At 69.2% G+C, this 24,742-nt stretch carries 18 protein-coding genes; 7 read left to right on the top strand and 11 right to left on the bottom strand.

Annotation, left to right across the window (positions count from 1 at the left end):
- The 4 genes from ACFFJC_RS11845 to lon form a co-directional block, all read right to left on the bottom strand.
- Window positions 1–642 carry a hypothetical protein gene (locus ACFFJC_RS11845; RefSeq protein WP_379487714.1) on the bottom strand — a complete coding sequence of 214 codons (642 nt, stop codon included), beginning with the start codon at window positions 640–642 and terminating at the stop codon, window positions 1–3.
- A gap of 77 nt (window positions 643–719) precedes the next feature.
- Window positions 720–1,745, bottom strand: a complete 1,026-nt coding sequence (locus ACFFJC_RS11840; protein ID WP_379487713.1) for an aspartate-semialdehyde dehydrogenase — start codon at window positions 1,743–1,745, stop codon at window positions 720–722.
- 242 nt (window positions 1,746–1,987) lie between these two features.
- Window positions 1,988–3,361 (bottom strand): DUF418 domain-containing protein, encoded by a 1,374-nt coding sequence (locus ACFFJC_RS11835; protein WP_379487712.1) that lies wholly within the window; start codon window positions 3,359–3,361, stop codon window positions 1,988–1,990.
- Between the two features lie 1,026 nt (window positions 3,362–4,387).
- Window positions 4,388–6,784: an endopeptidase La gene (lon, locus tag ACFFJC_RS11830; RefSeq protein ID WP_379487711.1), complete on the bottom strand. Its 2,397-nt coding sequence runs from the start codon at window positions 6,782–6,784 to the stop codon at window positions 4,388–4,390.
- A 298-nt stretch (window positions 6,785–7,082) separates the two neighbouring features.
- On the opposite strand from lon, the gene ACFFJC_RS11825 reads away from it, so the two are divergent.
- The 3 genes from ACFFJC_RS11825 (at window position 7,083) to ACFFJC_RS11815 (ending at window position 11,363) form a co-directional block, all read left to right on the top strand.
- Window positions 7,083–8,345: a DUF2279 domain-containing protein gene (locus ACFFJC_RS11825; RefSeq protein WP_379487710.1), complete on the top strand. Its 1,263-nt coding sequence runs from the start codon at window positions 7,083–7,085 to the stop codon at window positions 8,343–8,345.
- 64 nt (window positions 8,346–8,409) lie between these two features.
- Window positions 8,410–10,092 (top strand): capsular polysaccharide export protein, LipB/KpsS family, encoded by a 1,683-nt coding sequence (locus ACFFJC_RS11820; RefSeq protein ID WP_379487709.1) that lies wholly within the window; start codon window positions 8,410–8,412, stop codon window positions 10,090–10,092.
- On the top strand, window positions 10,089–11,363 hold the full coding sequence (locus ACFFJC_RS11815) for a capsule polysaccharide biogenesis protein (protein WP_379487708.1): 1,275 nt from the start codon (window positions 10,089–10,091) through the stop codon (window positions 11,361–11,363). Before ACFFJC_RS11820 ends, ACFFJC_RS11815 begins: the two co-directional genes overlap by 4 nt.
- 21 nt (window positions 11,364–11,384) lie before the next feature.
- Here the strand turns inward: ACFFJC_RS11815 and ACFFJC_RS11810 are convergent, their stop codons facing one another.
- Window positions 11,385–12,092 carry a fatty acid desaturase CarF family protein gene (locus ACFFJC_RS11810; RefSeq protein WP_379487707.1) on the bottom strand — a complete coding sequence of 236 codons (708 nt, stop codon included), beginning with the start codon at window positions 12,090–12,092 and terminating at the stop codon, window positions 11,385–11,387.
- Between the two features lie 65 nt (window positions 12,093–12,157).
- Here ACFFJC_RS11810 and ACFFJC_RS11805 point away from each other — a divergent pair, with 65 nt between their 5' ends.
- Window positions 12,158–13,378, top strand: coding sequence for a glycosyltransferase family 4 protein (locus tag ACFFJC_RS11805; protein ID WP_379487706.1), 1,221 nt, complete (start codon window positions 12,158–12,160; stop codon window positions 13,376–13,378).
- A 12-nt stretch (window positions 13,379–13,390) separates the two neighbouring features.
- Here the strand turns inward: ACFFJC_RS11805 and ACFFJC_RS11800 are convergent, their stop codons facing one another.
- Window positions 13,391–14,125 carry an extensin-like domain-containing protein gene (locus ACFFJC_RS11800; protein ID WP_379487705.1) on the bottom strand — a complete coding sequence of 245 codons (735 nt, stop codon included), beginning with the start codon at window positions 14,123–14,125 and terminating at the stop codon, window positions 13,391–13,393.
- 150 nt (window positions 14,126–14,275) lie between these two features.
- Between ACFFJC_RS11800 and ACFFJC_RS11795 the strand changes: the two genes are divergently transcribed.
- Window positions 14,276–15,169 carry an alpha/beta fold hydrolase gene (locus ACFFJC_RS11795; protein WP_379487704.1) on the top strand — a complete coding sequence of 298 codons (894 nt, stop codon included), beginning with the start codon at window positions 14,276–14,278 and terminating at the stop codon, window positions 15,167–15,169.
- Window positions 15,170–15,280: 111 nt separating this feature from the next.
- Here the strand turns inward: ACFFJC_RS11795 and ACFFJC_RS11790 are convergent, their stop codons facing one another.
- Complete coding sequence (locus ACFFJC_RS11790) at window positions 15,281–16,843, bottom strand: amino acid permease (RefSeq protein ID WP_379487703.1); 1,563 nt, start codon at window positions 16,841–16,843, stop codon at window positions 15,281–15,283.
- Between the two features lie 184 nt (window positions 16,844–17,027).
- Between ACFFJC_RS11790 and panB the strand changes: the two genes are divergently transcribed.
- A complete protein-coding gene (panB, locus tag ACFFJC_RS11785) occupies window positions 17,028–17,903 on the top strand; it encodes a 3-methyl-2-oxobutanoate hydroxymethyltransferase (RefSeq protein WP_379487702.1) in 876 nt (291 codons plus the stop codon).
- 38 nt (window positions 17,904–17,941) lie between these two features.
- Here the strand turns inward: panB and prsR are convergent, their stop codons facing one another.
- The 4 genes from prsR to ACFFJC_RS11765 all read right to left on the bottom strand — a co-directional run bounded on the left by prsR (window position 17,942) and on the right by ACFFJC_RS11765 (window position 24,313).
- Entirely contained in the window at window positions 17,942–19,321 is a 1,380-nt protein-coding gene (gene prsR, locus ACFFJC_RS11780) for a PEP-CTERM-box response regulator transcription factor (protein ID WP_379487701.1), read from the bottom strand.
- On the bottom strand, window positions 19,321–21,441 hold the full coding sequence (gene prsK, locus ACFFJC_RS11775; RefSeq protein ID WP_379487700.1) for an XrtA/PEP-CTERM system histidine kinase PrsK: 2,121 nt from the start codon (window positions 21,439–21,441) through the stop codon (window positions 19,321–19,323). Before prsK ends, prsR begins: the two co-directional genes overlap by 1 nt.
- Window positions 21,438–22,823 carry a TIGR03013 family XrtA/PEP-CTERM system glycosyltransferase gene (locus ACFFJC_RS11770; protein ID WP_379487699.1) on the bottom strand — a complete coding sequence of 462 codons (1,386 nt, stop codon included), beginning with the start codon at window positions 22,821–22,823 and terminating at the stop codon, window positions 21,438–21,440. Before ACFFJC_RS11770 ends, prsK begins: the two co-directional genes overlap by 4 nt.
- 158 nt (window positions 22,824–22,981) lie before the next feature.
- Window positions 22,982–24,313, bottom strand: coding sequence for an amidohydrolase (locus tag ACFFJC_RS11765; RefSeq protein WP_379487698.1), 1,332 nt, complete (start codon window positions 24,311–24,313; stop codon window positions 22,982–22,984).
- Between the two features lie 260 nt (window positions 24,314–24,573).
- Here ACFFJC_RS11765 and ACFFJC_RS11760 point away from each other — a divergent pair, with 260 nt between their 5' ends.
- Window positions 24,574–24,741: a hypothetical protein gene (locus ACFFJC_RS11760; RefSeq protein WP_379487697.1), complete on the top strand. Its 168-nt coding sequence runs from the start codon at window positions 24,574–24,576 to the stop codon at window positions 24,739–24,741.
- The last annotated feature ends 1 nt before the right edge of the window (window position 24,742 follow it).

The raw sequence follows: 24,742 nt of genomic DNA, 5'->3' as shown, positions 1-24,742 counted from the left end.
CTACATGATGATGCAGCAGCCCTTGGCCGATTCCTTCGTCGACCGCCGCCGGCCACCGCCCGACGCCGAAGCGCCGGTGGAGGCCGAAGTGCTGCTGGACGGGGGACTGGCGGGAAGCCCCTGGTCGAGCAGGTCGCCCTGCTCGCCGTCGCCGCCGTAGTACCACACCCCGGCTTCCAGCTCGCGGCGCCCCGTGCTCATCGTGCCGCGGATCTCGCTCGCCACCGCGCGACCGGTCTCGTCGGGGACCTCGTTGAACACCGGCCCCGTCGCGTTCCAGACGAGGACTGCGGAGGTGCGCGGCTCCGCCACCGTCACCGAAGGCGCGCCGAGCTGCTTCAGCAGCGCCTCGACGCCGTCGATGTCGTCGCGGCTGCTGCCGGTGAGCTGCCCGTAGCCTTGCGCCATCGCCGGGGTGACGACCACCACGTCGGGCGCGACGTCATTGAGCATCTGCCGGATCGTTCCGACCACATTCGCGTTGCCGAGGCAATCGGCGGGATAATGATAGAGGCCGCCGCGCTGCGTCCGCGTATTGGCGAAGGCAATCCCCATGCAGGTGTAGATCTGCGTGGTGCGCATGCCGACGTCGGACCCGCCGACGATGCCTTCGCCCATGTTCAGGCCGTTGAAATACTTCATGCCCCTGCTCCCACGACTTTGCGATGGGAGCAGGATAAACCCGTAGTGTCGCTGGCGCCAACGCTTTCAGCCGGGGATCAGCCCTTCTGGAGGTGCCGGCGGCCGAGCAGTTCCGCGATCTGGACCGCGTTGAGCGCCGCGCCCTTGCGCAGGTTGTCGGACACGCACCAGAGCGCCAGGCCGTTCTCCACCGTCGAGTCCTCGCGCACCCGGCTGACGTAGGTGGCACCGTCGCCCACGCTCTCGACCGGGGTGACGTATCCGCCGTCCTCGCGCTTGTCGACGAGCATCACGCCCGGCGCCTCGCGCAGGATGTCCTGCGCCTCGGCGGCGCTGATCTCGTCCTCGAACTCGACGTTGATCGATTCCGAGTGGCCGACGAAGACCGGCACGCGCACGCAGGTCGCCTGGACCTTGATCTTGGGATCGAGGATCTTCTTGGTCTCGACCACCATCTTCCACTCTTCCTTGGTGGAGCCGTCGTCGAGGAAGACGTCGATGTGCGGGATCACGTTGAAGGCGATCTGCTTGGTGAACTTGCGCGGCTCCACCGAGTCCCCGACGAAGATCGCGCGGCTCTGCTCGAACAGCTCGTCCATGCCGTCCTTGCCGGCGCCGGACACCGACTGGTAGGTGGAGACGACCACGCGCTTGATGCGGGCCTTGTCGTGCAGCGGCTTGAGCGCGACGACCATCTGAGCGGTCGAGCAGTTCGGGTTGGCGATGATGTTGCGCGCGGTGTAGCCGTCCACCGCCTCGGGGTTGACCTCGGGCACCACCAGCGGAACGTCGGGATCCATGCGGTAGAGCGACGAGTTGTCGATCACCACGCAGCCCTGCGCGGCGGCCTGCGGCGCATAGACCTTGGTCGCGGCCGAGCCGGCGGCGAAGAGCGCGATGTCCCAGCCGGTGAAGTCGAAGTGCTCGAGGTTCTTGACCTTGAGCATGCGCCCGGTCTCGCCGAACTCGATCTCGGTGCCGACCGAGCGGGAGGAGGCGACGGCGGCGATCTCGTCGCAGGGAAATTCGCGCTCGGCGAGGATGTTGAGCATTTCCCGGCCGACATTCCCCGTCGCGCCGACGACGACAACCCGATAACCCATCGCAAGATCCTTCCAGCAGCGCCCGTGCGGGCCGGCCCAGCCCGTGCGCGGAGTGAGCCGGCGGGTTACAGGCTGCCCGCGCGAAGGGCAAGCGCCGGGGCGGCAGCCTGCGGCATGCGGGTGCGGCGCCGAGGGTGCGGCACTGAGGGTGCGGCACTGAGAGTGCGGCACTGAGGGTGCGGCGGCGGGGGGCCGGGTCTGAGAACCGGGTCTGGTCGCGCCGGGGCTTCGACGCGCGCAGCTCAGGCGGGTGCGGCGAGGCCGATCGGGGGCGCGGGAGCGCGCGCGAAGGGTTGGCGCTTGCCATAGGCGAGCGAGCGCCAGAGCCATTCGAGCGGACCGCTGACGAAGTGGCGCAGCCACAGGTTCGCGAACACCAGCATGACCACGTCGATCACGGTGGCGGCGAGCGCCAGTTCGGTCCACCCGAACCGCCCCCACAGGCCCAGGCCCCAGGGCGCGAACACGAACCAGAGCGTCACCAGGCTGGTGAAGATGTAGATCGTGAAGGCCATGCGCCCGGCTGCCTTGAACGGCGCGAGGAGGTTGCGCCCTGCCTCGGTCTTCATCATCAGGTTGAGCAGCCCGACGTGGCCGAGGGTGACGGCAAGGCGGGCGAACTCGCTGGCGGCCGAACTGAGCGGCGGCGCCAGCGCGAAGCGGTAGAGATCGGCCACGTGCCAGGCGCGCAGGCCGCAGCCGACCGCGTAGGATGCCACCGCCAGGCCGGCGTAGAAGCGCGCCGACCTCTCCCCCTGGATCACCCCCCACTTGAACAGCGCCATGCCGATGAACATCGCGCAGACCGCTTCGAGCACCGAGAAGAAGGTGCCGTTGCCGTCGCCGAAGACCTTGTTCCAGGTGCCCCAGGCGAACATCAGGTAGTGCCAGGGGCTGCCCGCGCGGGCCTGGCGCTCCTCCTCGATCGCCTCGCGCGTCTCCTTCGAGGGCGGCTGGCTGAGGTCGCGGGCGGCGCGCCCTTCGCGCAGCTTCTCGACCATCTTCTTGTCCTCTTCGCCCAGCGTGGCGCCGGCCTGTTCCTTCTTCTCCAGCGCCTGCGCCTGCTCGATGCGCGCGACGCGGTCCTGGTAGCCGATGACGCCGCCGCCGCCGGGCCAGCCCACCGCCATGAGCGCCGCGAAGGACAGGCCCATCGCGACGAGCGCCTTGGGCGGCGCCTTGCGGAAGGGGAACAGCAGCAGCGCCGACAGGCCGTAGATCAGCAGGATGTCGCCGACCCAGGCGATCAGGAAGATGTCGATCAGCCCGAAGGCGATCAGCCAGAGGTTGCGCCGGTAGTAGAGGTCCGCCACCGCGACCGGATCGTCGGGACGCATCGCCCTGGCCGTGAACACCATAACGCCGGCGCCGAACAGCATTTGGAACAGCCCGCGCTGCGTGCCGTCCCAGAACACCGCGATCGCCGCCCAGGTGACCTGGTCGGCCGGGGACCACGACAACCGCCGGATGTCGTCCATCCAGGAGGCCACGTTGGTGGCCATGAAGGGGATGTTCATGTAGAGGATGCCCAGGATCGCGATCCCGCGCATGACGTCCAGCACGTCGATCCGCGCCTTGCCGCGAACCGGGCCCAACTCTGCCGCCGTCCCCGTCATGACGTTCCCCACAAGTGTTGTCGCCCAAGAGTACGGGGGCGCCATCAAGTGGTCAATCAGGTAGTTCCCAAGCAACCATGACAATTTCTGTTGGCAAAGGAGTCGATGAGGATGCTTCGACTTCGGCCGAGTAAATAACTATGCGGCGTGGACAAATTGGGACTTCCGGTCTCGCCCCAATCCTCCCCCTTGAGGGAGGGGAACCATGCGAAGCATGGTGGAGGGGCACGAGCGGTTTGCGTGACCTTGACCGGCAGGAGGTTCTGCTGCGGGCCAACGCGATGGCACGCAAACCGAGGGTGCCCCTCCACCACCCTGCGGGTGGTCCCCCTCCCCGTTCCGGGAAGGATGGCTACGACGGCTTCCGCCCCCTTGCGGCCCCTGATTAATCAGCGGGCACGCGGCATCGTCGCCGCCAAAATGCTAGCGGCACATAGCAAAGGCTTGAAACGATAGACGAAATGGCAACTGACTGCCAAAATCCTCCGAACGTAACAGCGTAGGTTCCACAAACGACAACTGGTCCAGTCAAAGCAAATATAACCGGGTTTCACTCAATCCAACCGCCGTCGAACCAACATAAAATCGCGATTGCTATCACCCATGGAATGGAAAGCATTCCGCCAAGCCACAGTCCAAGCCCGCCTCCGGCGAAACTAAACCCGGAGGTAGTGCCTACCGTCCCAGCCATGCCAGTCCGGATAATCCGATTGCATGCACGATCAATATCGTGGCCATCAGATCGGTGTATGACTTAGGCTTGTCCATAGCGCCGCAGATTGCATGAACCTAGATCAGCAATCAATGTCCGCTCCCCACCCCATTTAGGTCATTCCGGTCGACAAGGTTTGTCCACGCGGCCTAGCGAAATCAACTCAATCGCTTTCACATCTTTGCCGTGGATCGAAGAGGCGCCCGATATGGCGCATCTCCAACGCGAAAAGGCCGCGCTCCGGATCGCAATCTCCGGAGCGCGGCCCCTGTCTCGGCCTGTCTGATCCCGCGACCCATCGCGCGGGCCGCGCCTCAGTGCGCGGTGGCGGCCGTCGCCGGGGTGTGCGCGGGGGCGGCGGCGAGCTCGTCCGCCTCGGTCCACTCGATCGCCGTGAGCGGCTCGGTGAGCGCCTTGGCCAGCACCTCGTCGACGTGGCTGACCGGGATGATCTCCAGCCCCTGCTTCACGTTCTCGGGGATCTCGGCCAGGTCCTTGCGGTTCTCCTCCGGGATCAGCACCGTGGTGATGCCGCCGCGCAGCGCCGCGAGCAGCTTCTCCTTCAGGCCCCCGATCGGCAGGACCCGGCCGCGCAGCGTGACCTCGCCGGTCATCGCCACGTCCTTGCGGACGGGGGTGCCGGTGAGCGTGGACACGATCGAGGTGACCATGCCGATGCCCGCCGAGGGACCGTCCTTGGGCACCGCACCTTCGGGCAGGTGGATGTGGATGTCCTTCTTGTGGAACACGCTCGGCTTGATGCCGTAGGCGGGCGAGCGGGCACGCACGAAGCTGTAGGCGGTCTGGATCGACTCGTTCATGACGTCGCCCAGCTTGCCGGTGGCCTTGATCTGGCCCTTGCCCGGCACGGTGACGCTTTCGATGGTGAGCAGCTCGCCGCCCACCTCGGTCCAGGCCAGTCCGGTGACGGCGCCGACCTGGTGCTCCTCCTCGCCCACGCCGTGGCGGAACTTGCGCACGCCCGCGAACTCGGAGAGGTTTTCCGAAGTGATCGTCACTTCGCTCGCCTTGCCCTCCAGGATCTGGCGCAGCGACTTGCGCGCCAGCCGGGCGATCTCGCGCTCCAGCGTGCGCACGCCCGCCTCGCGGGTGTAGTAGCGGATCAGGTCGCGCAGGCCCGCCTCGGTCAGGGTGAACTCGCCCTTCTTGAGCCCGTGCGCCTCCACCTGCTTGCGGATCAGGTGGCGCTCGGCGATCTCGACCTTCTCGTCCTCGGTGTAGCCTTCGAGCCGGATGATCTCCATGCGGTCGAGCAACGGCTGCGGCAGGTTGAGGCTGTTCGCGGTGCACACGAACATCACGTCCGACAGGTCGATGTCGAGTTCGAGGTAGTGGTCCTGGAACTTGGCGTTCTGCTCCGGATCCAGCACTTCGAGCAGCGCCGAGGCCGGGTCGCCGCGGAAGTCCTGGCCCAGCTTGTCGATCTCGTCGAGCAGGAACAGCGGGTTCGACCTGCCCGCCTTGCGCAGGTTGGTGACGATCTTGCCCGGCAGCGAGCCGATGTAGGTGCGCCGGTGGCCGCGGATCTCTGCCTCGTCGCGCACGCCGCCCAGCGACTGGCGGATGAACTCGCGGCCGGTGGCCTTGGCGATCGACTTGCCCAGCGAGGTCTTGCCCACGCCCGGCGGGCCGACGAGGCACAGGATCGGCCCCTTCAGCTTGTTGGTGCGCGCCTGGACCGCCAGGTACTCGACGATGCGGTCCTTGACCTTGTCGAGCGCGTAGTGATCGGCATCGAGGATCTCCTGCGCCGAGGAGATGTCGCGCTTGAGCTTGCTCTTCTTGCCCCAGGGCAGCCCCAGCAGCACGTCGAGGTAGTTGCGGATGACCGTCGCCTCGGCGCTCATCGGCTGCATCGAGCGCAGCTTCTTCAGCTCCGTGGTGGCCTTCTCGCGCGCTTCCTTGGACAGGCGGGTCTTCTCGATCCGCTCGGCCAGCTCCTGCAGCTCGTTGCCCTCGTCGCCCTCGCCGCCGCCCAGCTCGGACTGGATCGCCTTGAGCTGCTCGTTGAGGTAGTATTCGCGCTGGGTCTTCTCCATCTGCCGCTTCACGCGGCCGCGGATCTTGCGCTCGACCTGCAGGACGCCGAGTTCGCCCTCCATGAAGGAGAACACCATCTCCAGCCGCTTGAGCGGATCGGGCTCGGAGAGCACGGCCTGCTTGTCGGCCACCTTGGCAGACAGCTGCGCGGCGACGGTGTCGGCCAGCTTGGCCGCGTCCTCGATGTCGCCCAGCTGCTCGCCGGCGTCCTGGCTCAGCTTCTTGTTGAGCTTGGCGTACTCGCCGAACTGATCGACCACCGAGCGCATCATGGCGGCGACTTCGGCGCCCTCCACCGTGACGGGATCGATCGGCTCGACGCCCGCGACGAGCATCTCGCCATCCTCGACCTGCTCGGTGCGCAGCGTCTCCAGCCGCGCGCGGTCCTGCCCTTCGACGAGGACGCGCACGGTGCCGTCGGGCAGCTTGAGCAGCTGCAGCACGCTGGCGACCACGCCGGTGTCGTAGAGGTCGTCACGGTCGGGATCGTCGCAGCCGGGGTCCAGCTGCGCCAGCAGGAAGATGTCCTTGTCGCCGGCCATCGCGGCTTCGAGCGCGGCGACCGATTTCTCACGCCCGACGAAGAGGGGCACGACCATGCCCGGGAAGACGACGATGTCACGCAGCGGTAGAAGCGGAAGCAGGTTCACGAGGCAAATTCCAATTCATCACGCCCGGGAGGATGCCTGTCCGCGCCCCACCCGGCCCATTGCGGAGGATATGGGGTCTTTCCACCGCCTTGCAATCCGGTACGGCCTAAAGACTGTGGACGCGGACAGGCGGGGCTGCGCGCCGGGTCATGCCGGGAGCGGCCGCAATCAGGCGCAATCCCCGGCGGCGTTCGCGTCCGGCGCGCAGAAGGCTCGACGCTGGCGGCGATGTTCGTCTAGGACGCGCGAACGCGACGCGGCTGAGACGTGAGGGCGCAAGCAGCCTCGAGGAGTGATGATGAAGCGAATCTGTGGCCCGCTGCTGGGTCTCGCCGCCGTCGTGGGCGCGGTTCCGGCGCTCGCCGATACGGCCGACGTTCCCGCCGCGGACCGCAGCGTCGGCAGCATGCTCACGAACACCGGCGACGCCCCTGTGTCCGCCAGCCTGACCGCACCCGCCGCGGCGATTCGCGATTCGGCGCCAGCCCCCTACTGCGACCTCTCCGCGCAGGACACCTGCCGCGTCGGCGGGCTGGACCAGGGCGAAGGCGCGGTTCCCGGCCTGGCCGAGGGCGTTCCCGGCTGGGACCTCGCCCGCCTTGCCGCCGCAGGCCCCTCCCCCGATGGCAACCCTGCCGCCCTGGCGCTCGAGCCCGACCTCGGGGCGGACGGGACGGCGCGTTACCGGCTGGCCGACCAAGGCTGCGGCCTTGCCTGCTACCCCCCGGGCTCGGGCATTCCGGACGACTGGGCCGACCATGTCCCCGCCGACCAGTCGCGCACCCGCGGCTTCTGGAAGCAGGCCGGCGCCGTGAAGACCGAAAGCCTTCTGTTCCTCGGCTATTTCAGCTCGATGACGGTCATCAAGCTGACCAAGGACACCAAGGCGTTCCACTTCAAGGACGAGGGCTGGTTCGGCAAGGACACCGACAACATCGGCATCGACAAGCTGACCCACGCCTTCAACACCTACCTCCTCGCCGAATTCCTCCACGACCGCATCCACCGCCGCACCGAGGCTTCGGCGGGAGACGCGCTGACCGCGGGGCTGATCGCCTCGGGACTGATGCTCTACAACGAGTTCTCCGACGGCATCGAGGTCGATTCCGGCTGGTCCATCCAGGACGTGGCGATGAACTTCGCCGGGGCGGGCTTCTCGGTGCTGCGCAACACCGTGCCGGGGCTGAAGGAAAAGCTGGCGTTCAAGATCGAGGTCATCCCCAACGGCCAGATCTACAGCCACACCGGCAAGAAGCACTACGAGCAGCAGCGCTTCATGCTCTCGCTCCGGGGCGCGGGCTTCCACCAGCTCGACAATTCGCCGCTGCGCTATCTCGACCTCCAGGTCGGCTACTACGCCTCCGACTTCACCAACCAGGACCGCGAGGCTGGCATCGAGCCCAAGCGGCACCTGTTCGTCGGCGTCGGCCTGAACCTGGGCGAACTGCTGTTCGGCAAGTCGACCTCGAAGCTGGGCCGCGCCGCGTACTCGGTGCTCGACTATTTTCAGGTTCCGTACACGTCGCTGCGCTACGACACGACGGGTCGCTTCGGCAACTGAGCGCGGACCTTTCGATGTGGCGCGATGGAAGACCAATGCAGGCGCGATCCGGGGCTGCCGCGGCATGACACCGGTGCCCTTCCTGCGCATACCGCCCTTTCCGCGGCACCGCGCTGCCCCGCTCGCGGTCCCGGTTGAGGGGCTTTCCGGCGAAGGCGGGAACGGAGCCGGCCGGGACGACGGCGCAGCGATCGCCGAAGCGCTTCGGAGCCACCGCGTCGGCGGCACCTTCTGGGGCAGCGCGGTCGCGCTGCCGCGCGGACACGACGTGCTGGTCTGCGCCTCGCCCCACCGGGACCGGGGCAAGGCCCTCGCCGCGGCGGCGCGCTCGCCCGAGATCCTCGCCCGCGCCGTCACCCTGGGGCGGATCCGCGGACTGGAGGATCTCGCGTCGATCCCGGTGCAAGCGGATCCCTGGCATGCCTGCGCCGGAGCATCGCTGGTGCTGGCCGACGCCGAGAGCGAGGTGGCGCTGGTGGCCGCGCTGCTGGGCGTGCCGCTGCGGGTGATCGGCGCCGGGCGGTTCGCCGCGCTCAACGACGCCTCCGCCCTCGCCGCGGTGATCGAACGCGACCTGACCGCCAACTGGCGCTACCGCGACCCGTTCCGCGGGGGCGTGCTGGCGCCCACCGAGGCAATCGCCCTGCTCGGGCACTGGCGCGCGCTGGTCGAAGCGAACCGGCCGGTGGTGCAGGTGCATGGCGTCGCCCGCTGGAAGCAGGTCACCGCCGATGCCCTGCTGTGGAACGGCACGGGCCCGGTCCCGTACGCGGGCCGGCGAGCGGAGACGCCGGATGCGGGCGCGCAAGTGCTGGCCTGGGTGGCGCGCAGCGATGCGCCGAGCCTTGCCCGCATGGAGGCGCGCGGCGTGCGGGTGGGCGAGATCGAGGACGGCATGATCCGCTCGACCGGGCTGGGCGCCAATTGCGTCCCGCCGCTGTCGATCGTGGTCGACGCGGCCGGGCCCCACTTCGATCCCGCGCAGCCGAGCGGGCTGGAGACCATCCTGCAGACCGCGGACATCGACGCGGGGCTGGTCCGGCGCGCCGCCGCCCTGCGCGAGACGCTGGTGCGGCAGGGCATCAGCAAGTACGGCCGCGACGGCGCCCATGCCGCGGCGCCGCAGCAGGCGGGGGGCGCGCCGGCGGACGCCAGGCGCCGGGTGCTCGTCACCGGGCAGGTGGAAGACGATCGCTCGGTCCTGCGCGGCGGGGCCGGGCTTGCCAACCTCGAACTGCTGCGCCGCGCCCGCGCGCTGGAGCCGGACGCCTGGATCGTGTTCAAGCCGCACCCCGACGTCGAGGCGGGCCACCGCAAGGGCCACATTCCCGACGCGCAGGCGCTGGAGCTGGCCGACGCGGTCGACCGCACCGCCTCGATCGCGGCGCTGCTCGACCGGGTCGACGCCGTCCACGTGCTGACCTCGCTGGCGGGCTTCGAGGCCCTGATGCGCGGCCGCGAGGTTGTCACCCACGGCGTCCCCTTCTATGCAGGCTGGGGACTGACGCGCGACATCGGACCTGTACCCGCCCGGCGCACGCGCCGGCGCAGCCTGGACGAACTGGTGGCCGCTACGCTGATCCTCTACCCCCGCTACCTGGACCCCGTCACGCGCCTGCCGTGCGAAGCGGAACTGCTCGTGGAGCGGATGGCCTCGGGCGAGGCCCGGGTCAGCACCCCGCTGATCCGCCTGCGCGAAGCCCAGGGCAAGCTCAACCGCCTGCTCGGCCGAAGGAGCCGACCATGAAGCCGATGATGCTGCCGCCGCAGGCCCGGCGCTTCCTGTTCCTGCAAGGACCGCCCGGCCCGTTCTTCCACAGCCTCGGCCGCGCGCTGGAAGCGCACGGCGCGGCGGTCCATCGCATCAACCTGTCGGGCGGCGACGCGCGCGACTGGCCGGACGGGGCGACCGCCTTCCGCGGGCTGATGCGGGACTGGCCGCTGTTCTTCGATCGCTACGTGCAGCAGCACGGCATTACCGACGTCGTGCTCTACGGCGACTGTCGCCCGGTCCACTTGCGCGCGCTGCGCCTGGCACGGCTGCGCGGCATCCACATCCACGTGTTCGAGGAAGGCTACATCCGCCCGGACTGGATGACGCTGGAGCGCGACGGCGTGAACGGCCACTCCAGCTTCGAGCGGTGCCCCTCGGCGCTGCTCGCCGCCGCGGCGCAGCTTCCGGACATCCCCAGCCTGCCGCCCATCACCGCCTCGTTCAACCGCCGCGCACGCGACAGCTACTGGCACTACCACAGCGTCGTGACCGGGCGCCTGCTGATGCGCTTCCCGTTCTACCGGACCCACCGGCCGGGCTCGATCATCGCCGAGGGCATCGGCTGGATCCGGCGCTTCCGCCTGCGCCAGCGCCGCGCGTTGCAGGCGCAGGAGACGCTTTCCGCCATCGCCGGGCGCACGTACTTCCTGTTCCCGCTGCAGCTCTCCGGCGACTACCAGATCCGCGCCCACTCGCCGTTCCTGTCGATGGCGATGGCGCTCGACTATGTCCTCGCCAGCTTCGCCCGCTACGCGCCCGAGGACGCGGTGCTGGTGGTGAAGGAGCATCCGCTCGACGTCGGCTATCGCAACTGGCGCACCACCATTCGCCGCCGCAGCCGCCATCACGGGGTCGAGGGACGCGTCCTGCACATCGACGGCGGCGACCTGCAGCGGCTCTGCGAGGAATCGCAGGGCGTCGTCTGCGTGAACAGCACCTCGGGCACGCTGGCGCTGTCCGCCGGCATGCCGGTGATCGTGCTTGGAGACGCGGTCTACGACGTTCCGGGCATCACCCACCAGGCTTCGCTCGACCGGTTCTGGACCAAGCCCGAGATGCCGGACATGGCGCTTTACGAGGCGTTCCGGAAGGTGCTCCACGCCAAGTGCCTGGTCCGCGGGGGCCTCGCCAGCGAATCGGCCATGCGCACTCTCATCGACAACAGCGTCGAGCGGCTGCTGGTCCCCGTCGAACTGCCTGACGGTCCGGCGTTCCGCCGCCGCGTGCGCGCGCTCGCCGGCTGAGGCGGCCGCTCCGCCCCAGTCTCAGGAGTGCGGTTCGAGGTGCGCGTCGGGCAGGCGCCCGCGCGCCCTCAGGTGGTCGAACAGCCGGTTTACCAGCGGGTTGGACCAGCCCGAGTTGGTCGCGAAGTCGCGCTTCAGGGTATCGTGGTGGATCTGGTGCGCCTCCGGGCTCATCAGCAAGCCGGCGCGACGCAGGGCGACGATGAACCACGGATTCTCGCGGCGATGCAGCGTCCCGTGGAAATACTGCGCGAAGGCGCCGCCCACGAGGAAGGCGAAGATCCCGGCCATCGCCCAGCCCGGGACCTGCCAGAGAACCGCCGCGGCGTTCGCCAGCAGCGACAGCGGCAGGGCCCCGGCGATCACCGTCGATCCGATCAGGCGCCAGAGCTGCCGGCGGCCCAGCGCATCGGGCCGCGGGTGGTGGTTCTTGAAGTCGTAGGAGATCCGCTCGAACGGGTTGAGCCGCGCCATCCGTTCGCGGAACATGCGCTGGTACTCCTCGGACTCGCGCGAGCCCTCGTAGAAGAAGATCGCATCCAGCCCCATGCCGGGGCGGCAGGCGCGATAGTCCATGTACATGTGGATGAGGCCCGAGAGCAGGTCCGCCAGATACCAGGCCGCGAGCATGGCGGGGATCGCCGCCCAGTGCGGATCGGCCACCGCGAACGCCAGGTTCATTCCCAGCGATGCCAGGAACAGTGTCAGGAGAAGCTTCTGCAGGGCCATGCACGGCTGGTACACTTCGGCGCGCGGCTTGCCAATCGCAGGGGTCGATTGCTAGGCGGCGCTCCATGCCCGAACAGCCACGGCAAGCCCCATCGGCCCTGCCGACCTCTCGCCCCCATGCCGAGCGCCCTTATGTGTTCGACGCCAGCCGGCTGGTCTGGCGGCTGTGGCGCCGGCGCCTGCCGACCGGGATCGACCGTGTCTGCCTGGCCTACCTGGAGGCCTTCTCCGACCGCTCGCTCGCGCTGCTGCAATGGCGCGATCGCCGCATGGTGCTCGGCCCGCGCGACAGCGATGCCCTGTTCGCGCTGCTGCTCGGCGGCGCTGCGGGGGGGCTCTCCCGCCGCCGGCTGGTGGCGCTGCTGGCGCGAGCCCTTCCCGCGGCCGCGCTTCGCCGGCCGGCGCTGGCAGGGCGAACCTACCTGAACGTCGGCCACACCGGGCTCCAGGTCGATTCGCTGGCGTCGTGGCTGCGCCGCGTCGGCCTGCGCCCGGTCTATCTCGTCCACGACCTGATCCCGATCACCCATCCGCACTTCTGCCGCGCCGGCGAGGCGGACAAGCACGCCGCGCGCATGCGCAACGTGCTGCGCAGCGCCGCCGGCGTCATCCTGAACTCGGCGGACACCGGACGCGAATTGCGCCGCTTCGCCGAAGCGCAGGGGCTGCCCGTCCCGCCGATGCTGGTGGCGCCGCTCGGCATCGAGCGCCTGCCGCCGGCGCCGTCCGGGAGCCCGCATCCGCGCCCCTACTTCCTGAGCATCGGCACGATCGAGGCGCGCAAGAACCACATGCTGCTGCTGCGCGCCTGGCAGCGCCTGCGCGCCGGCATGGGCAGCCGCACGCCGGACCTCGTGCTCGTCGGCCAGCGGGGCTGGGAGGCGCAGGAGACCTTCGCGGCGCTCGATGCGCAGCCCGCCGGGCAGCCGGGCCGGATCGTCGAGCTCGGCCGCTGCGACGATGCGCAGCTTGCCTGCTGGATCGACCATGCCTGCGCCATGCTCATGCCGAGCCGGGTGGAGGGCTACGGGCTTCCGGTCCTGGAGGCGCTGTCGCGCGGCACGCCGGTGATCGCCAGCGACCTGGAGGTCTACCGCGAGATCGCGGGCGACATCCCCCTCCTGCTCGACCCGGACGACGAGGCAGCCTGGGCCTCCGCCGTTCAGGAGGCTCTCTCCACCGGCGCGGACGGCCGGCGCCAGCGCGAAGCCCTGCGCGGCTATGCGCCGCCGACCTGGGAGGGACACATGGCGCGCGTCGCAGACTGGCTGCTAACCCTGCCCTAACCGCGCGCTATTTCACCGGCAGGCGCTCCAGCCGGCGCTGCGCCGCGCCTGGTCGAGATGCAGGTGGTTGGCGTGCGCCGCATTGTAGTCCGGCGACAGCACCGTCGCGAAGTTCGCGCAGGCCGCGTCGCGGACCGTATGGAGGAACGCCGAGGCGGAGACATCCGAAGCCCCGGACGCGGTCCAGTCCCGCAGCACGCTGATCCGGCGCCCGTCGGCCAGCACGAAGCCCGCGATGTCGATGGCGTTGCCTCTCGCGTGCTCGCTCCAGTTCCCCTCCTCGCCGCCTCCGATGCGCCGGCAGTTCGCCGTGCCGAGATGCTCGATCCGCACCACCCGCGATCCCAGCGTCGCCTCTGCGGCGGGCTGGACGCCATGGCGCAGCCAGCGGGCGAGCCCCGCATCGATGGCGCAGGTGGCTTGCGCGCCCCCAGGTCGGAGCGCGACGTCGAGGTGCGCCGGAGCAGAAAGGCGCTTGCGGTCGTCGCGGCGGCAAGCGCCCTCCCCCGCCGGCAGCAGCGCCGCGAACGGGATTGCGCTGCGCTCCAGGAAACCGCGGCAAGCCTGCCGGTCGGCACGCAGCGCCGCGACCTTGCGCGCGGTCGCCCAGCCGTCCGGATCGGACAGCTCCAGTGGCTTCCACGGGTCATGCTGCGGATGATCGCCAAGCCATGCCCGTGCACCCACCAGCAGGCATCCCAAAAGCAGCAGGAACAGGAGCACGCGGTCGAGCAGGGGAAAGGCCATGGGAGCTAAAGCCCCGCCGCCCGTCTTCGTTTCAGCCCAGCAGCCCGGCCGCACGCTTCGGCGACCGCGGCACACACCGCGTCCCGCCTGCCGCCCCCGGCTGGAACGGCGGCCTTTATCCAAGGATTGGCGCTGCAAAGGAGATTGCTCATGACCATGATCCGGATGCGGGACGGCACCCACCTTCGCGTCAAGACACTCGGGACCGGTCGCCCGGTGGTGCTGATCCACGGCTGGCCGCTATCCGCCGATTCCTGGGACGCCGTGATGATCGGGCTGGCCGAAAGCGGCTTTCGCGCGATCGCCTACGACCGGCGCGGCTTCGGCCGGTCCGACCAGCCTCCCGGCGGCTACGACTATGACACCTTCGCGGACGACCTGGCGGAAGTCATGGCCGCGACGCAGGCCACGCAGGACGCCGCGCTGGTGGGGTTCTCGATGGGCGGCGGGGAGATCGCGCGCTACATGTCACGCCACGGCGGCCGCGGGGTCAGCCACGCCGTCCTGGTCTCCTCGGTGGTGCCCTACGTCCTGCGGACCGACGACAATCCCCACGGCGTGCCCGCATCGGTCTTCGAGGAAATGACCGAAGGGATGAAGACCGACTTCCGGGCTTTCTTCACGGGTTTCTTCAGGCAGTTCTACGGCGTCGGCATCCTGAAGCACCCGGTCAGCGACGAGGAACTGCAATGGGCCTGGAACACGACCATGCAGGCCGGGCAATATGCCACGCTGCAAGCCGCGGCCGCCTTCGCCTATACCGACTTTCGCCCCGACCTGCCCCACCTGACAGTGCCTACGCTGGTGATCCACGGCACCGCCGACGCGACGGTTCCCATCGAGGCGACCGGCCGGGCCGTCGCCGCGCAAGTGCCGTCGGCGGACCTGGTCGAGTACGAGGGCGAGCCGCACGGGCTGTTCGCCACCCAGGCGCAGCGACTGACCCGCGACATCGTCGCGTTCCTGCGCGGCGAGACGATCGAGGCGCGGCAGGGGATGCTGGACGCGCTGACCGCCGACGCTCTAGCGGTCGGACCCCTGTAGCGCCGCCTGTCGGCAACCCTGTGGATAACCCCGGCACCAGCAGGGCATAAGAAAAGGGGAGCGCTCTTCCGAGCGCTCCCCTTCCTTGTTCCATTGCCCTGGCAGATCCCGTCAGATCGGCGGCACGGGCTGCGGCGGCGCGTCGCTGTCGTCCTCGTGGACTTCGATGATGCCGCGACCGACGTGGCTCTTGCGATAGCCGTAGGCGAAGTAGAACACGAGGCCGATCGCACCCCAGATCGGCAGCACCAGCATGGCTTCCATCGGCAGGTTGAAGAACAGCACCACGCAGCCGATCGCGGCGATCGGCGCCACCACCCAGACGAGCGGCGTGCGGAACGGACGGACGCGCTGCGGATCACGCAGGCGCAGGATCATGACCGCGACCGAGACCATGAAGAAGGCGAACAGCGTCCCCGAGTTGGAAATGTCCGCCAGCTGGCCCACCGGCAGGAGCGCGGCAGCGATGGCGACGAAGATGCCCGTCAGGAGCGTCACCACGTGCGGCGTCTTCCACTTGGGGTGGATGGTCGCCAGCTTCTCCGGCAGCAGGCCGTCGCGCGCCATCACGAAGAAGATGCGGGTCTGGCCATAGAGCATCATCAGGATGACCGAGGGCAGCGCCAGGTTCGCCGCAAGGCCGATGAGGTCGCCCGCGCGGGTGTAGTTGATCGACCGCAGAACATGGGCCAGCGCCTCGTTCGAGCAGACCAGCGGGGTCTCGCCCCGAGCGGCCAGGGCAGCGCACTGCGCGGTGAACTCGGCCGAGCCGGGCTGGACGCCCAGCGCCGTGGGCTGTGCGCCGATGGCGCCGATCGCGCCGCCGGCGACGAGGAGATAGAACACGGTGCACAGGGCAAGGCTGCCGATCAGGCCGATCGGCACGTTGCGCTGCGGGTTGCGGGTTTCCTCCGCCGCCGTGGAGACCGCGTCGAAGCCGACGTAGGCGAAGAAGATCGAGGATGCGGCGCCGACGACGCCCATGCCGCTCGTACCGGCGGGGCCGAACCAGCCGTTGGGTGCGAAAGGCGCGAAGTGCTCCCCTTCCACTGCCGGCAGGGCAAGCGCGATGAACATGGTCAACGCGGCGACCTTGATGGCCACCAGGATCGCGTTGAAGGTGGCGCTTTCCTTGGTTCCCAGCATCAGCAGGAAGGTGACCGCCAGCGCCACGACCACGGCCGGCACGTTGATGATGCCGCTCGAGAAGTCGACGCCGGTGAGCGACCAGGTGGGCCCCGCCGCCAGAACCTGTGGCAATTCGAACCCTGTCAGGCTTTTCAGCAGCCCCATGAAGTACCCGGACCAGCCCACCGACACGGCGGAGGCGGCGACGGCGTATTCGAGGATCAGAGCCCAGCCCACCATCCAGGCCAGCAGTTCGCCGACGACGGCGTAGGAATAGGTATAGGCCGAGCCCGAGACCGGCACCATCGACGCCAGTTCCGAGTAGCACAGCGCCGCCACCGCGCAGACGAAGCCGGCGATCACGAAGCTCCACATCATGCCCGGGCCGGCCTTCTGCGCCGCTGCCGCGGTCAGCACGAAGATGCCGGTGCCGATGATGGCGCCGACGCCCAGGAGAGTCAGTTGCACGGGCCCCAGCGAGCGATGCAGTGATTTCTTTTCCGCGGTAGCCAGGATGGCGTCCAGCGGCTTTACGCGTCCGAACATTGTGGACCCCTCATTTTTTGATGGCGGGAGGCTAACGACAAGCGGGCGCTTGGCAAGAGCCCAAGGCCGGAGATTCCCCGGATTCGTAATTTTCTTGCCGCTGATCGCAAGAGGCGATCGACCGCACGTACATGTCCGTCTTGCCGTTTGCCGCCGGCCGGGGCTGCCGCTACAAGCCCCCGCCATGTCCACGACCTTCCAGATCGACACCGCCACCAGCCGCGCCAACCCCACTCCGGCGCCGATGAAGCGGCTGACCGTTCCCGCGATCCGCCGCCGCAAGAAGGACGGGGTGACGGCCGATCCCATCGTCATGCTCACCGCCTACACCGCACGGCAGGCGCAGCTGCTCGACGCGCATTGCGACTTGCTCCTGGTGGGCGACAGCCTGGGCCAGGTGATCTACGGCCTACCCTCCAGCGTGCCGGTCACGCTCGACATGATGATCGCGCACGGCGCCGCGGTGGTGCGGGGCAGCTATCATGCGGCGGTGATCGTCGACATGCCGTTCGGCGCCTACGAGCAGTCGCCGCAGCAGGCGTTCGCGAATGCCGCCCGCATCCTCAAGGAGACCGGGTGCGCCGGGGTCAAGCTAGAGGGCGGAGCCGCCATGGCGGAGACCGTCCGCTTCCTCACCGAGCGCGGCATCCCGGTGATGGGGCACGTGGGCCTGACCCCGCAGGCGGTCAACCTGCTCGGCGGCTACAATGCGCGCGGCCGCAGCGAGGCGGAAGCGGAGAAGATCGTCGCCGACGCGTGCGCGCTGGATGAGGCCGGCGCCTTCGCCGTCGTGATCGAGGGCGTGGTGGAGCCGATCGCCATCGCCGCCACCCGGGCCATCGCCTGTCCCACGATCGGCATCGGCGGATCGGCCCAGTGCGATGGGCAGGTGCTGGTGACCGAGGACATGCTCGGCATGTTCGAACGCGTGCCCCGGTTCGTGAAGCGCTATGCCGACATGGCGGCGCTGGTGTCCGAAGCCGCGGCTACGTACGCGGCGGAAGTGCGGGCGCGCAGCTTCCCCGGCCTCGAGCAGACCTACCAGCCGCGGCAGGACTGAGGTCAGGCCGGGGGTCAGGCCGGAGGTCAGGCCTGAGATCAGGACTGCAGGTCGTACTGCTTGAGGAGGTCGTAGAGCGTCGGCCGGCTGATCCCCAGCATCTTGGCCGTGCTCGAGATGTTGCCCTCGCTGCGCGCGAGCGCGTGGCGGATGACCTTGCGATCCGCCTGCTCGCGCGCCGCCTTCAAGTTGAGAGCGCCCGTCACGTGGGCGTCGGGATCGGCAAGGTCGAGGTCCGCGGCGCTGACGAGCTTCTCGTCGGCCATGATCGCGGCCCGCTTGACCCGGTTCTCCAGCTCCCGGACATTGCCCGGCCAGTGCCAGGCATCTATGGCGGCGAGCGCGTCGGCGGAGAAGCCGCGCACGCGCGGGTTCATCTCCTGCGCGTACCGCGTGAGGAAGGCCTTGGCGAGCAGCGTGGGATCGCCAGACCGCTCCGCCAGGCTCGGGATGCGCACCACGATCTCCGCAAGACGGTAGTAGAGGTCCTCGCGGAAGCGGCCGTCGGCGATCATCGCCTCCAGGTCCTGGTGCGTGGCGCAGACGATGCGGGTGTCCACCGGGATGGACTGCCGCGAACCGACGCGCTCGATCACCCGCTCCTGCAGGAAGCGCAGCAGCTTGACCTGGAGCTGCAGCGGAATGTCGCCCACCTCGTCGAGGAACAGCGTGCCACCGGCGGCCTGCTCGATCTTGCCCGGCGTGGTCTTGATCGCCCCGGTGAACGCGCCCTTTTCGTGCCCGAACAGCTCGCTCTCCAGCAGGTTCTCCGGGATCGCGGCGCAATTGATGGCGACGAACGCGCCTCTCGCCCGGCCGCTGGACTCGTGCAGGCCGCGCGCCAGCAGTTCCTTGCCGGTGCCGCTGGCGCCCAGCAGCATGACAGACACGCTGGTGTTGGCCACCCGCTCGATCGTGCGCGCGACCCGGACCATTTCGGGGGCGGCGGTGATCAGGCGGCCGAGCACTTTCTCGTCCTTCTCGACCTTCCCCGCCAGCCGGCGGTTCTCCTCCTCCAGCCGGTGCAGGTGCAGCGCACGGCGCACGATCAGGCCGAGCGTGTCGATGTCCACCGGCTTCTGGTAGAAGTCGTAGGCGCCGCGCGCGATGGCCTGCAGCGCGCTGTCGCGGGCACCGTGGCCGGACGCCACCACGACCTTGGTGTCGGGCTTGAGCGCCATGATCTCGTCGAGCACGGCGAATCCCTCGCTGGTGCCGTCCGGATCAGGCGGGAGGCCGAGGTCCAGCGTCACCACGTCCGGCGCCTCGGAGCGGAGCAGCGCGAGGGCGCTGGCGCGGTCGCCGGCGACGAAGACCTCGAAGTCCTCGTAGGCCCACTTGAGCTGCGCCTGGAGTCCGGCGTCGTCCTCCACGACCAGGAGCTTGGGCAGGCTCGCGGGCGGGGCACTCTGGGTCATCACGCTACCTTCTGGTCGTTAAAGGCTATCGCCGGGTACAGGTCGGTCGCGACGGCCAGCGGAAGGCGCACGACGAAGCGCGACCCCAGCCCCTCGCGCGATTCGACGTCGAGCCGTCCCCGCATCGCGTGCAGCAGCTCGCGCGCCTCGAAGGCGCCGATGCCGAAGCCGCCGCTCTTGGTCGAGACGAAGGGCTTGAACAGGCGGTTGCGCACGAAGTCGGCGCTCATCCCGCAACCGGAATCCAGCACTTCGAAGCGCGCGCTCGGTCCTTCGACGGCGAGGGACAGGAACACCGGGCTTTCGGGCGCGCTGGCGTCGAGCGCATTCTGGACGAGATGGACCAGCACTTGCTCCAGCGAATGGCGGCTGGCCATGATCGTCACCTCGCGCGCTTCGGCGAGCACCACCTGCGGGTGACTGCGGAAGCGCTCCATCACGGCCGCGAGGACCTGGCCTGCGGGCACCTCCTCCAGCTTGTCGGCACCTCCCGGGCCATAGCGGGACAGGCGGGCGAGCAGGGCGTTCAGCTTGTCCGAGGAGTTGCGCAAGGTGACCAGCATGTCGGCGCGGAACGCCGGCTTCTCCGCATGCAGCTCCGCGTTTCGCGCCAGCAGGCTGAACTGGCTCGCCAGGTTCTTGATGTCGTGCATGACGAAGGCGATGCGCCGGTGGAAATCGTCGAAGCGCGCCGATTCGGCGAGCGCGAGTTGGCTGGCGTTCTCGGCCAGGTAGCTCGCGACCTGCTGGCCGATGACGCGCAGCAGGTCGAAATCCTCCCAGTCGAACTTGCGCGCCCCGAACGGCCGGGCCAGCACCACCATGCCGACCAGGCGCTCGTAGTGGACGAGCGGGATCAGCGCCCAGGCGCGGCCATCGTCGAGCAGCCAGCCCGGCGCTTCGATCCCGGGCCGGCCGCTGCCCGTGCGCAAGTCGTCGAGGTCGGCGATGTAACCGGTCCGCTCGAACGGGGCGAGCTGGCGCAGCGGCATGGCGGTTGCGGGAACGGCGATCTCAGGCCAGTTCCAGCGGGCCGCAAGCGTCAGGTCACCGGCATCCCCCGGTGTCAGCAACAGCGCGGCCGGGCTCTCGAACACGTCGGCGATGGAGCGCACCACCCGCTCGCCGAGCGGCAGCGACTGTTCGCCCCCGCTGCCGATGGTGCGGGTGAAGCGCAGCCACTCCTCGCGGTAATCGTAGCGGTGCTGGAACAAGTGCTTGGTCAACGTGACCCGCAGCCAGCCGCGCACCTGGCGCGAAGGCAGGACGACCACGGCCACTGCGCTGGCCAGAGTGAGGAACGCCAGCTCGATCAGCCGCGCGAAGTTGCCGCCCGCGTAGGAGAGCCACTGCGCCACCGCGACCATCGCGACCAGGTACGTGCCGATGACCAGCAACGAGAATGTCTGGAACGTCACCGCGCGCGAGGGACGCAGGCGCAGGTCGTCGCGGTTCTTGGCCGCTCCGATGCCGATGCCCGCCGCCAGGGCCGCGGTGGCCAGCCCGCGCAATGCTGCGATCTCGACCGGCCATGTCCCGCCGAGGTACGCGACCGTGTAGAGATTGAGGTCGAAGGCCCAGAGGATCGCCAGCCCGCTGGCGGGGAAGCGCAGGCGCAGGCGCGATTCGCGCGGCGCTCCGACATAGAGGTTGTGGACCAGCACCAGTCCGCCGACGGTGACCAGCAGGCGGAGCATGACGTTGAGGTCGAAGGCGATGCGCAGGATCTCGTGGTCTGCCGACAATCGCGACAGTCCGTACTCGGCGATCAGGTGCAGCGCTTCGACGAATGCCAGCGAGACGATCACCGGCCGGATCGGAGCCAGCGCCGCACGTCGCCCGTCGCTGGAGAACAAGCGATGGATCACGAACAGCCACGCCAGGTTGCGCGCGCTCTCCGCCAGCGAGGGCGCGAAGCTCGCCACCGGGGATGCCGCGGCCACGGCGCCCGCGAGGCTCCCGAGGGCGGTCAGCGCCAGTGCCACGATCACCGCCGTTCCGGCGCCTCCGAAGCGGGCACGGCGCGGCGCCAGCCATATCGCCACGCTCGCCAGCGCGATCGCGCCGGTCACGCCCAGGCCGACCGCGAGGGTCGTCCAGGCCGCCACTGCGCCCGTCATCGCGCGCCCTCGCTCCACAACACCACTCGCAGGGTCTGCAGGATGATCAGCAGGTCCAGGAAGGGCGTATAGTTCTTGGCGTAGTACAAGTCGTATTCCAGCTTGTGGCGCGCGTCCTCGATCGAGGCGCCGTAGGGATAGTTGATCTGCGCCCAGCCGGTGATCCCCGGCTTCACCATGTGCCGCTCGGCATAGTAGCGCAGCTGCTCTTCCAGGTCGGCGACGAATTCCGGCCGCTCGGGCCGCGGGCCGACGAAGCTCATCTCGCCCTTGAGCACGGTCCAGGCCTGGGGCAGCTCGTCGATGCGCACCTTGCGGATGAACCTGCCGACGCGGGTGACGCGGGGATCGTCCTTGGCGGCCCACTGCGCGCCGGCCGCCTCGGCGTCGGTGCGCATGGAACGCAGCTTGATGACGTCGAAGGTCTGGCCGAACAGCCCGACCCGCGGCTGCCGGTAGAAGGCCGGCCCGCGGCTGTCGAGCTTCACCAGGAGCGCGAACAGGAGGATGACGGGCGCCGTCAGCACGAGGAGCAGCGCGCTGGCGAGGATGTCGAACAGGCGCTTGGCCGCGCTCGAGATCGCGCGGCCCGAGGAGAACCCGTCCGAGAAGATCAGCCAGCTGGGATTGACGGTGTCGAGGTCCACCCGGCCGGTTTCGCGCTCCAGGAAGCTGGAGAACTCGTTGACGTGGACGCCGGCGGTCTTGATCCGCAGCAGATCCTTGAGCGGCAGCGCGTTGCGCCGCTCCTCCAGCGCGAGCACCACTTCGCTGACGCCCAGGTTCTCGACGTAGCGGGTGAGGTTATGGATGGCCGAGCGGGAGATGGCTTCCTCCACCACAGGGCGGCTCTCGCTCATCGCGACGTAGCCGACGATCACGAAGCCGCTCTCCTGCCGCTCGCCGAGCGCGCGCAGCCGCTGCGCGCGCTCCCCGGCGCCGAGCACCAGCACGCGGCGGCGGAAGGCGGTGTTGCCCAGGAAGCCGCCGAGCAGCAGGCGGTTGAGGATCAGCAGCACGATCGCGAAGGCCATCGAGTATGCGAGGGTCGAACGCCAGAAGTTCTGCGCGCCCGCCACGAAGTCGACGAACGAGAGCGCGATCACGCCCAGCGAGATGGCGACGAGCAGGCGCGCCGCCGCGAAGCGCATCGAACGCAGCGCATCGGCCCCGTAGACGCCCACCGAGATCATCGAGAGCGAGATCACCGTCGCGAAGGCGCCGTGACCGGCCAGGCGATCCGGCAGGGCGCCGAGCTCGATGCCGATCTGCCCGGCCCGCAGGCGCCACGAGGTCTCGTTGGCGAGCGCCAGCAGCAGCACGTCGACGATCCACAGCAGCACCACGGCATGCGGGATGTAGTGTTTGAACAGACGAATCATCGTCGCACGCGCCATCCTCCGCAGCCGCAACCTGGCCGCGGAATCCCGCTTAGAAGCGAATGCCTAAAGAGTCGGTTACCTTGACACCCACCGGCCTGCGGGCGCTGCGGGCGCGGCCCTCCCGGCCGCCAGGCCACCGCGGGGGCTGTCGGTACGGCTTACAGCCCGCCCTGCCCGCGCGGCATCAAACGCATCGCCGTCAGAGTGAGCGCCTGTGCGGCAGACGCGATCACCTTGTCGGCCTCCGGCGCCCAGAACGGGCTGTGCAGCGACGGGACCGGCGCTCCGCCCGCCTTGGCGGCCGCAAGTTTCTGGGGATCCGCACCGCCGACCCACAGGATGAGCGACTGGATATGCGCCTCGTCCGCCCGCCGGAACTCGCCGAAATCCTCCCCGCCCATCACCGAGGGCGTCATGACGACGCGATCGGCGCCCAGATCCTGCCCCAGCGCCGCCACCGTCTGCTCCGCCAGTTCGGGCGTGTTCCAGGTCGCGCGGGTGTGCGGTTCCTTGACGGTGACCTGCGGCAGCTTGTCCTCCGCGATCCCCGAGGCGATCGCCTCCCCGCGCACGATCCGGCGGATGCCGTCGAGAAGCCGCGCCCGGGTCTCGTCCGAATAGCTGCGCACCGTGAGTTCGAGCTTGGCCTGGTCCGGGATGACGTTGTGCTTGGCGCCGGCGTGGAACGACCCGACCGTCACGACCGCCGGATCGAGCGGGTCGTTCTCGCGGCTGACGAGGGTCTGCAGCTTCATCACGATCGCGCTGGCGAGGACGATGGGATCGCGCGTCGTGTGCGGGTAGGCTCCGTGCCCACCCACCCCGCGCACGAGGATGTCGACGCTGTCGACGTTGGCCAGCGCCCAGCCCTTGGCCGCGCCGACGACCCCGGCCGCAAGCTCGGGCGTATCGTGGAAGGCAAGGGCGTAGTCGGGCTTGGGGAAGCGGGTGTAGAGCCCGTCCTTCAGCATCTCCAGGGCGCCCAGCCCCATCTCCTCGGCCGGCTGCCCGATCATGACCAGCGTTCCCGACCACTGCGCCTTGCGCGCGGCCATCAGCCGTGCCGTCTCGATCCAGGCGGTCATGTGCGTGTCGTGCCCGCAGGCGTGCATGATGCCGCTCTCCACTCCTGCGGTGGAGGTGCCGCGCCGGGTGGAGGCAAAGGCGAGCCCGGTCTGCTCGACCACCGGCAGCCCGTCCATGTCGGCGCGGACCAGCACCGTCGGCCCCGGCCCGTTGCGCAGCACCGCGACGATCCCGGTGCGGCCGACCTGCTCCGTCACCGTGAAGCCGGCCTTGCGCGCCGCGGCGGCCATGATCGCGGCGCTGCGGGTCTCCTGGAAGCTGAGCTCCGGATTGGCGTGGAGGTCGCGGTAGATCTGCATGAGCCCCGGCATGTCGCGCGCGACGGTCTCTGCGATCGGTTCAGCCAGGGCCGGCAGCGGGAACGCCAGGGTGGCGCAGGCGAGAGCGGAGAGAAAGCGGCGCATCGCGCAAGGCTACGCCAGCCTGCCGCCGGCGGCAATCGGGCAAGGACTTCCGCCGGGTGCCTCAAGATTTTCTCGCAGGCCGGAAAGAATCGTGCCGCTGGACCTATCCGCGCCGTCGGCTAGATTGACGCCCGAGACCGGGACATCGCCCGGGCTCCGCGGCATTTGATGGCTGTCAGCTTGCTCCGCGTCAACAACCGCTAAAGCGCACGAAACCCAAGCGACCACGCCGGCTTCGTGCCTCCTGATGGAGATGCGAAATGTCCAATCCTATCCCTTCCCTCACCTCCCGTGTCCTGCGTGCCCGGCCCGATCTCCGGCCCCGCCTGCCGCACCCCTCGTGGCGGGAGAGCATCGCGCCGCCGGCGGCGGACGGAGCCGCCACGATCGACAGTGCAGGGGACTTCTGGTCCCGCCTGGGTCTCTGAT

Source organism: Novosphingobium soli (genome assembly GCF_042432915.1).
Taxonomy (GTDB): Bacteria; Pseudomonadota; Alphaproteobacteria; order Sphingomonadales; family Sphingomonadaceae; genus Novosphingobium; species Novosphingobium soli.
Note: the sequence above shows the minus strand (reverse complement) of the source record. Positions and strands in the feature narration are given on the sequence as shown.

Bases quoted from the DNA above. Each gene is read 5' to 3' on its own strand.
- ACFFJC_RS11845 (WP_379487714.1), bottom strand. From the start codon at position 642: ATGAAGTATTTCAACGGCCTGAACATGGGCGAAGGCATCGTCGGCGGG.
- ACFFJC_RS11840 (WP_379487713.1), bottom strand. From the start codon at position 1,745: ATGGGTTATCGGGTTGTCGTCGTCGGCGCGACGGGGAATGTCGGCCGG.
- ACFFJC_RS11835 (WP_379487712.1), bottom strand. From the start codon at position 3,361: ATGACGGGGACGGCGGCAGAGTTGGGCCCGGTTCGCGGCAAGGCGCGG.
- ACFFJC_RS11825 (WP_379487710.1), top strand. From the start codon at position 7,083: ATGAAGCGAATCTGTGGCCCGCTGCTGGGTCTCGCCGCCGTCGTGGGC.
- ACFFJC_RS11820 (WP_379487709.1), top strand. From the start codon at position 8,410: ATGACACCGGTGCCCTTCCTGCGCATACCGCCCTTTCCGCGGCACCGC.
- ACFFJC_RS11815 (WP_379487708.1), top strand. From the start codon at position 10,089: ATGAAGCCGATGATGCTGCCGCCGCAGGCCCGGCGCTTCCTGTTCCTG.
- ACFFJC_RS11810 (WP_379487707.1), bottom strand. From the start codon at position 12,092: ATGGCCCTGCAGAAGCTTCTCCTGACACTGTTCCTGGCATCGCTGGGA.
- ACFFJC_RS11805 (WP_379487706.1), top strand. From the start codon at position 12,158: ATGCCCGAACAGCCACGGCAAGCCCCATCGGCCCTGCCGACCTCTCGC.
- ACFFJC_RS11800 (WP_379487705.1), bottom strand. From the start codon at position 14,125: ATGGCCTTTCCCCTGCTCGACCGCGTGCTCCTGTTCCTGCTGCTTTTG.
- ACFFJC_RS11795 (WP_379487704.1), top strand. From the start codon at position 14,276: ATGACCATGATCCGGATGCGGGACGGCACCCACCTTCGCGTCAAGACA.
- ACFFJC_RS11790 (WP_379487703.1), bottom strand. From the start codon at position 16,843: ATGTTCGGACGCGTAAAGCCGCTGGACGCCATCCTGGCTACCGCGGAA.
- panB (WP_379487702.1), top strand. From the start codon at position 17,028: ATGTCCACGACCTTCCAGATCGACACCGCCACCAGCCGCGCCAACCCC.
- prsR (WP_379487701.1), bottom strand. From the start codon at position 19,321: ATGACCCAGAGTGCCCCGCCCGCGAGCCTGCCCAAGCTCCTGGTCGTG.
- prsK (WP_379487700.1), bottom strand. From the start codon at position 21,441: ATGACGGGCGCAGTGGCGGCCTGGACGACCCTCGCGGTCGGCCTGGGC.
- ACFFJC_RS11770 (WP_379487699.1), bottom strand. From the start codon at position 22,823: ATGATTCGTCTGTTCAAACACTACATCCCGCATGCCGTGGTGCTGCTG.
- ACFFJC_RS11765 (WP_379487698.1), bottom strand. From the start codon at position 24,313: ATGCGCCGCTTTCTCTCCGCTCTCGCCTGCGCCACCCTGGCGTTCCCG.
- ACFFJC_RS11760 (WP_379487697.1), top strand. From the start codon at position 24,574: ATGTCCAATCCTATCCCTTCCCTCACCTCCCGTGTCCTGCGTGCCCGG.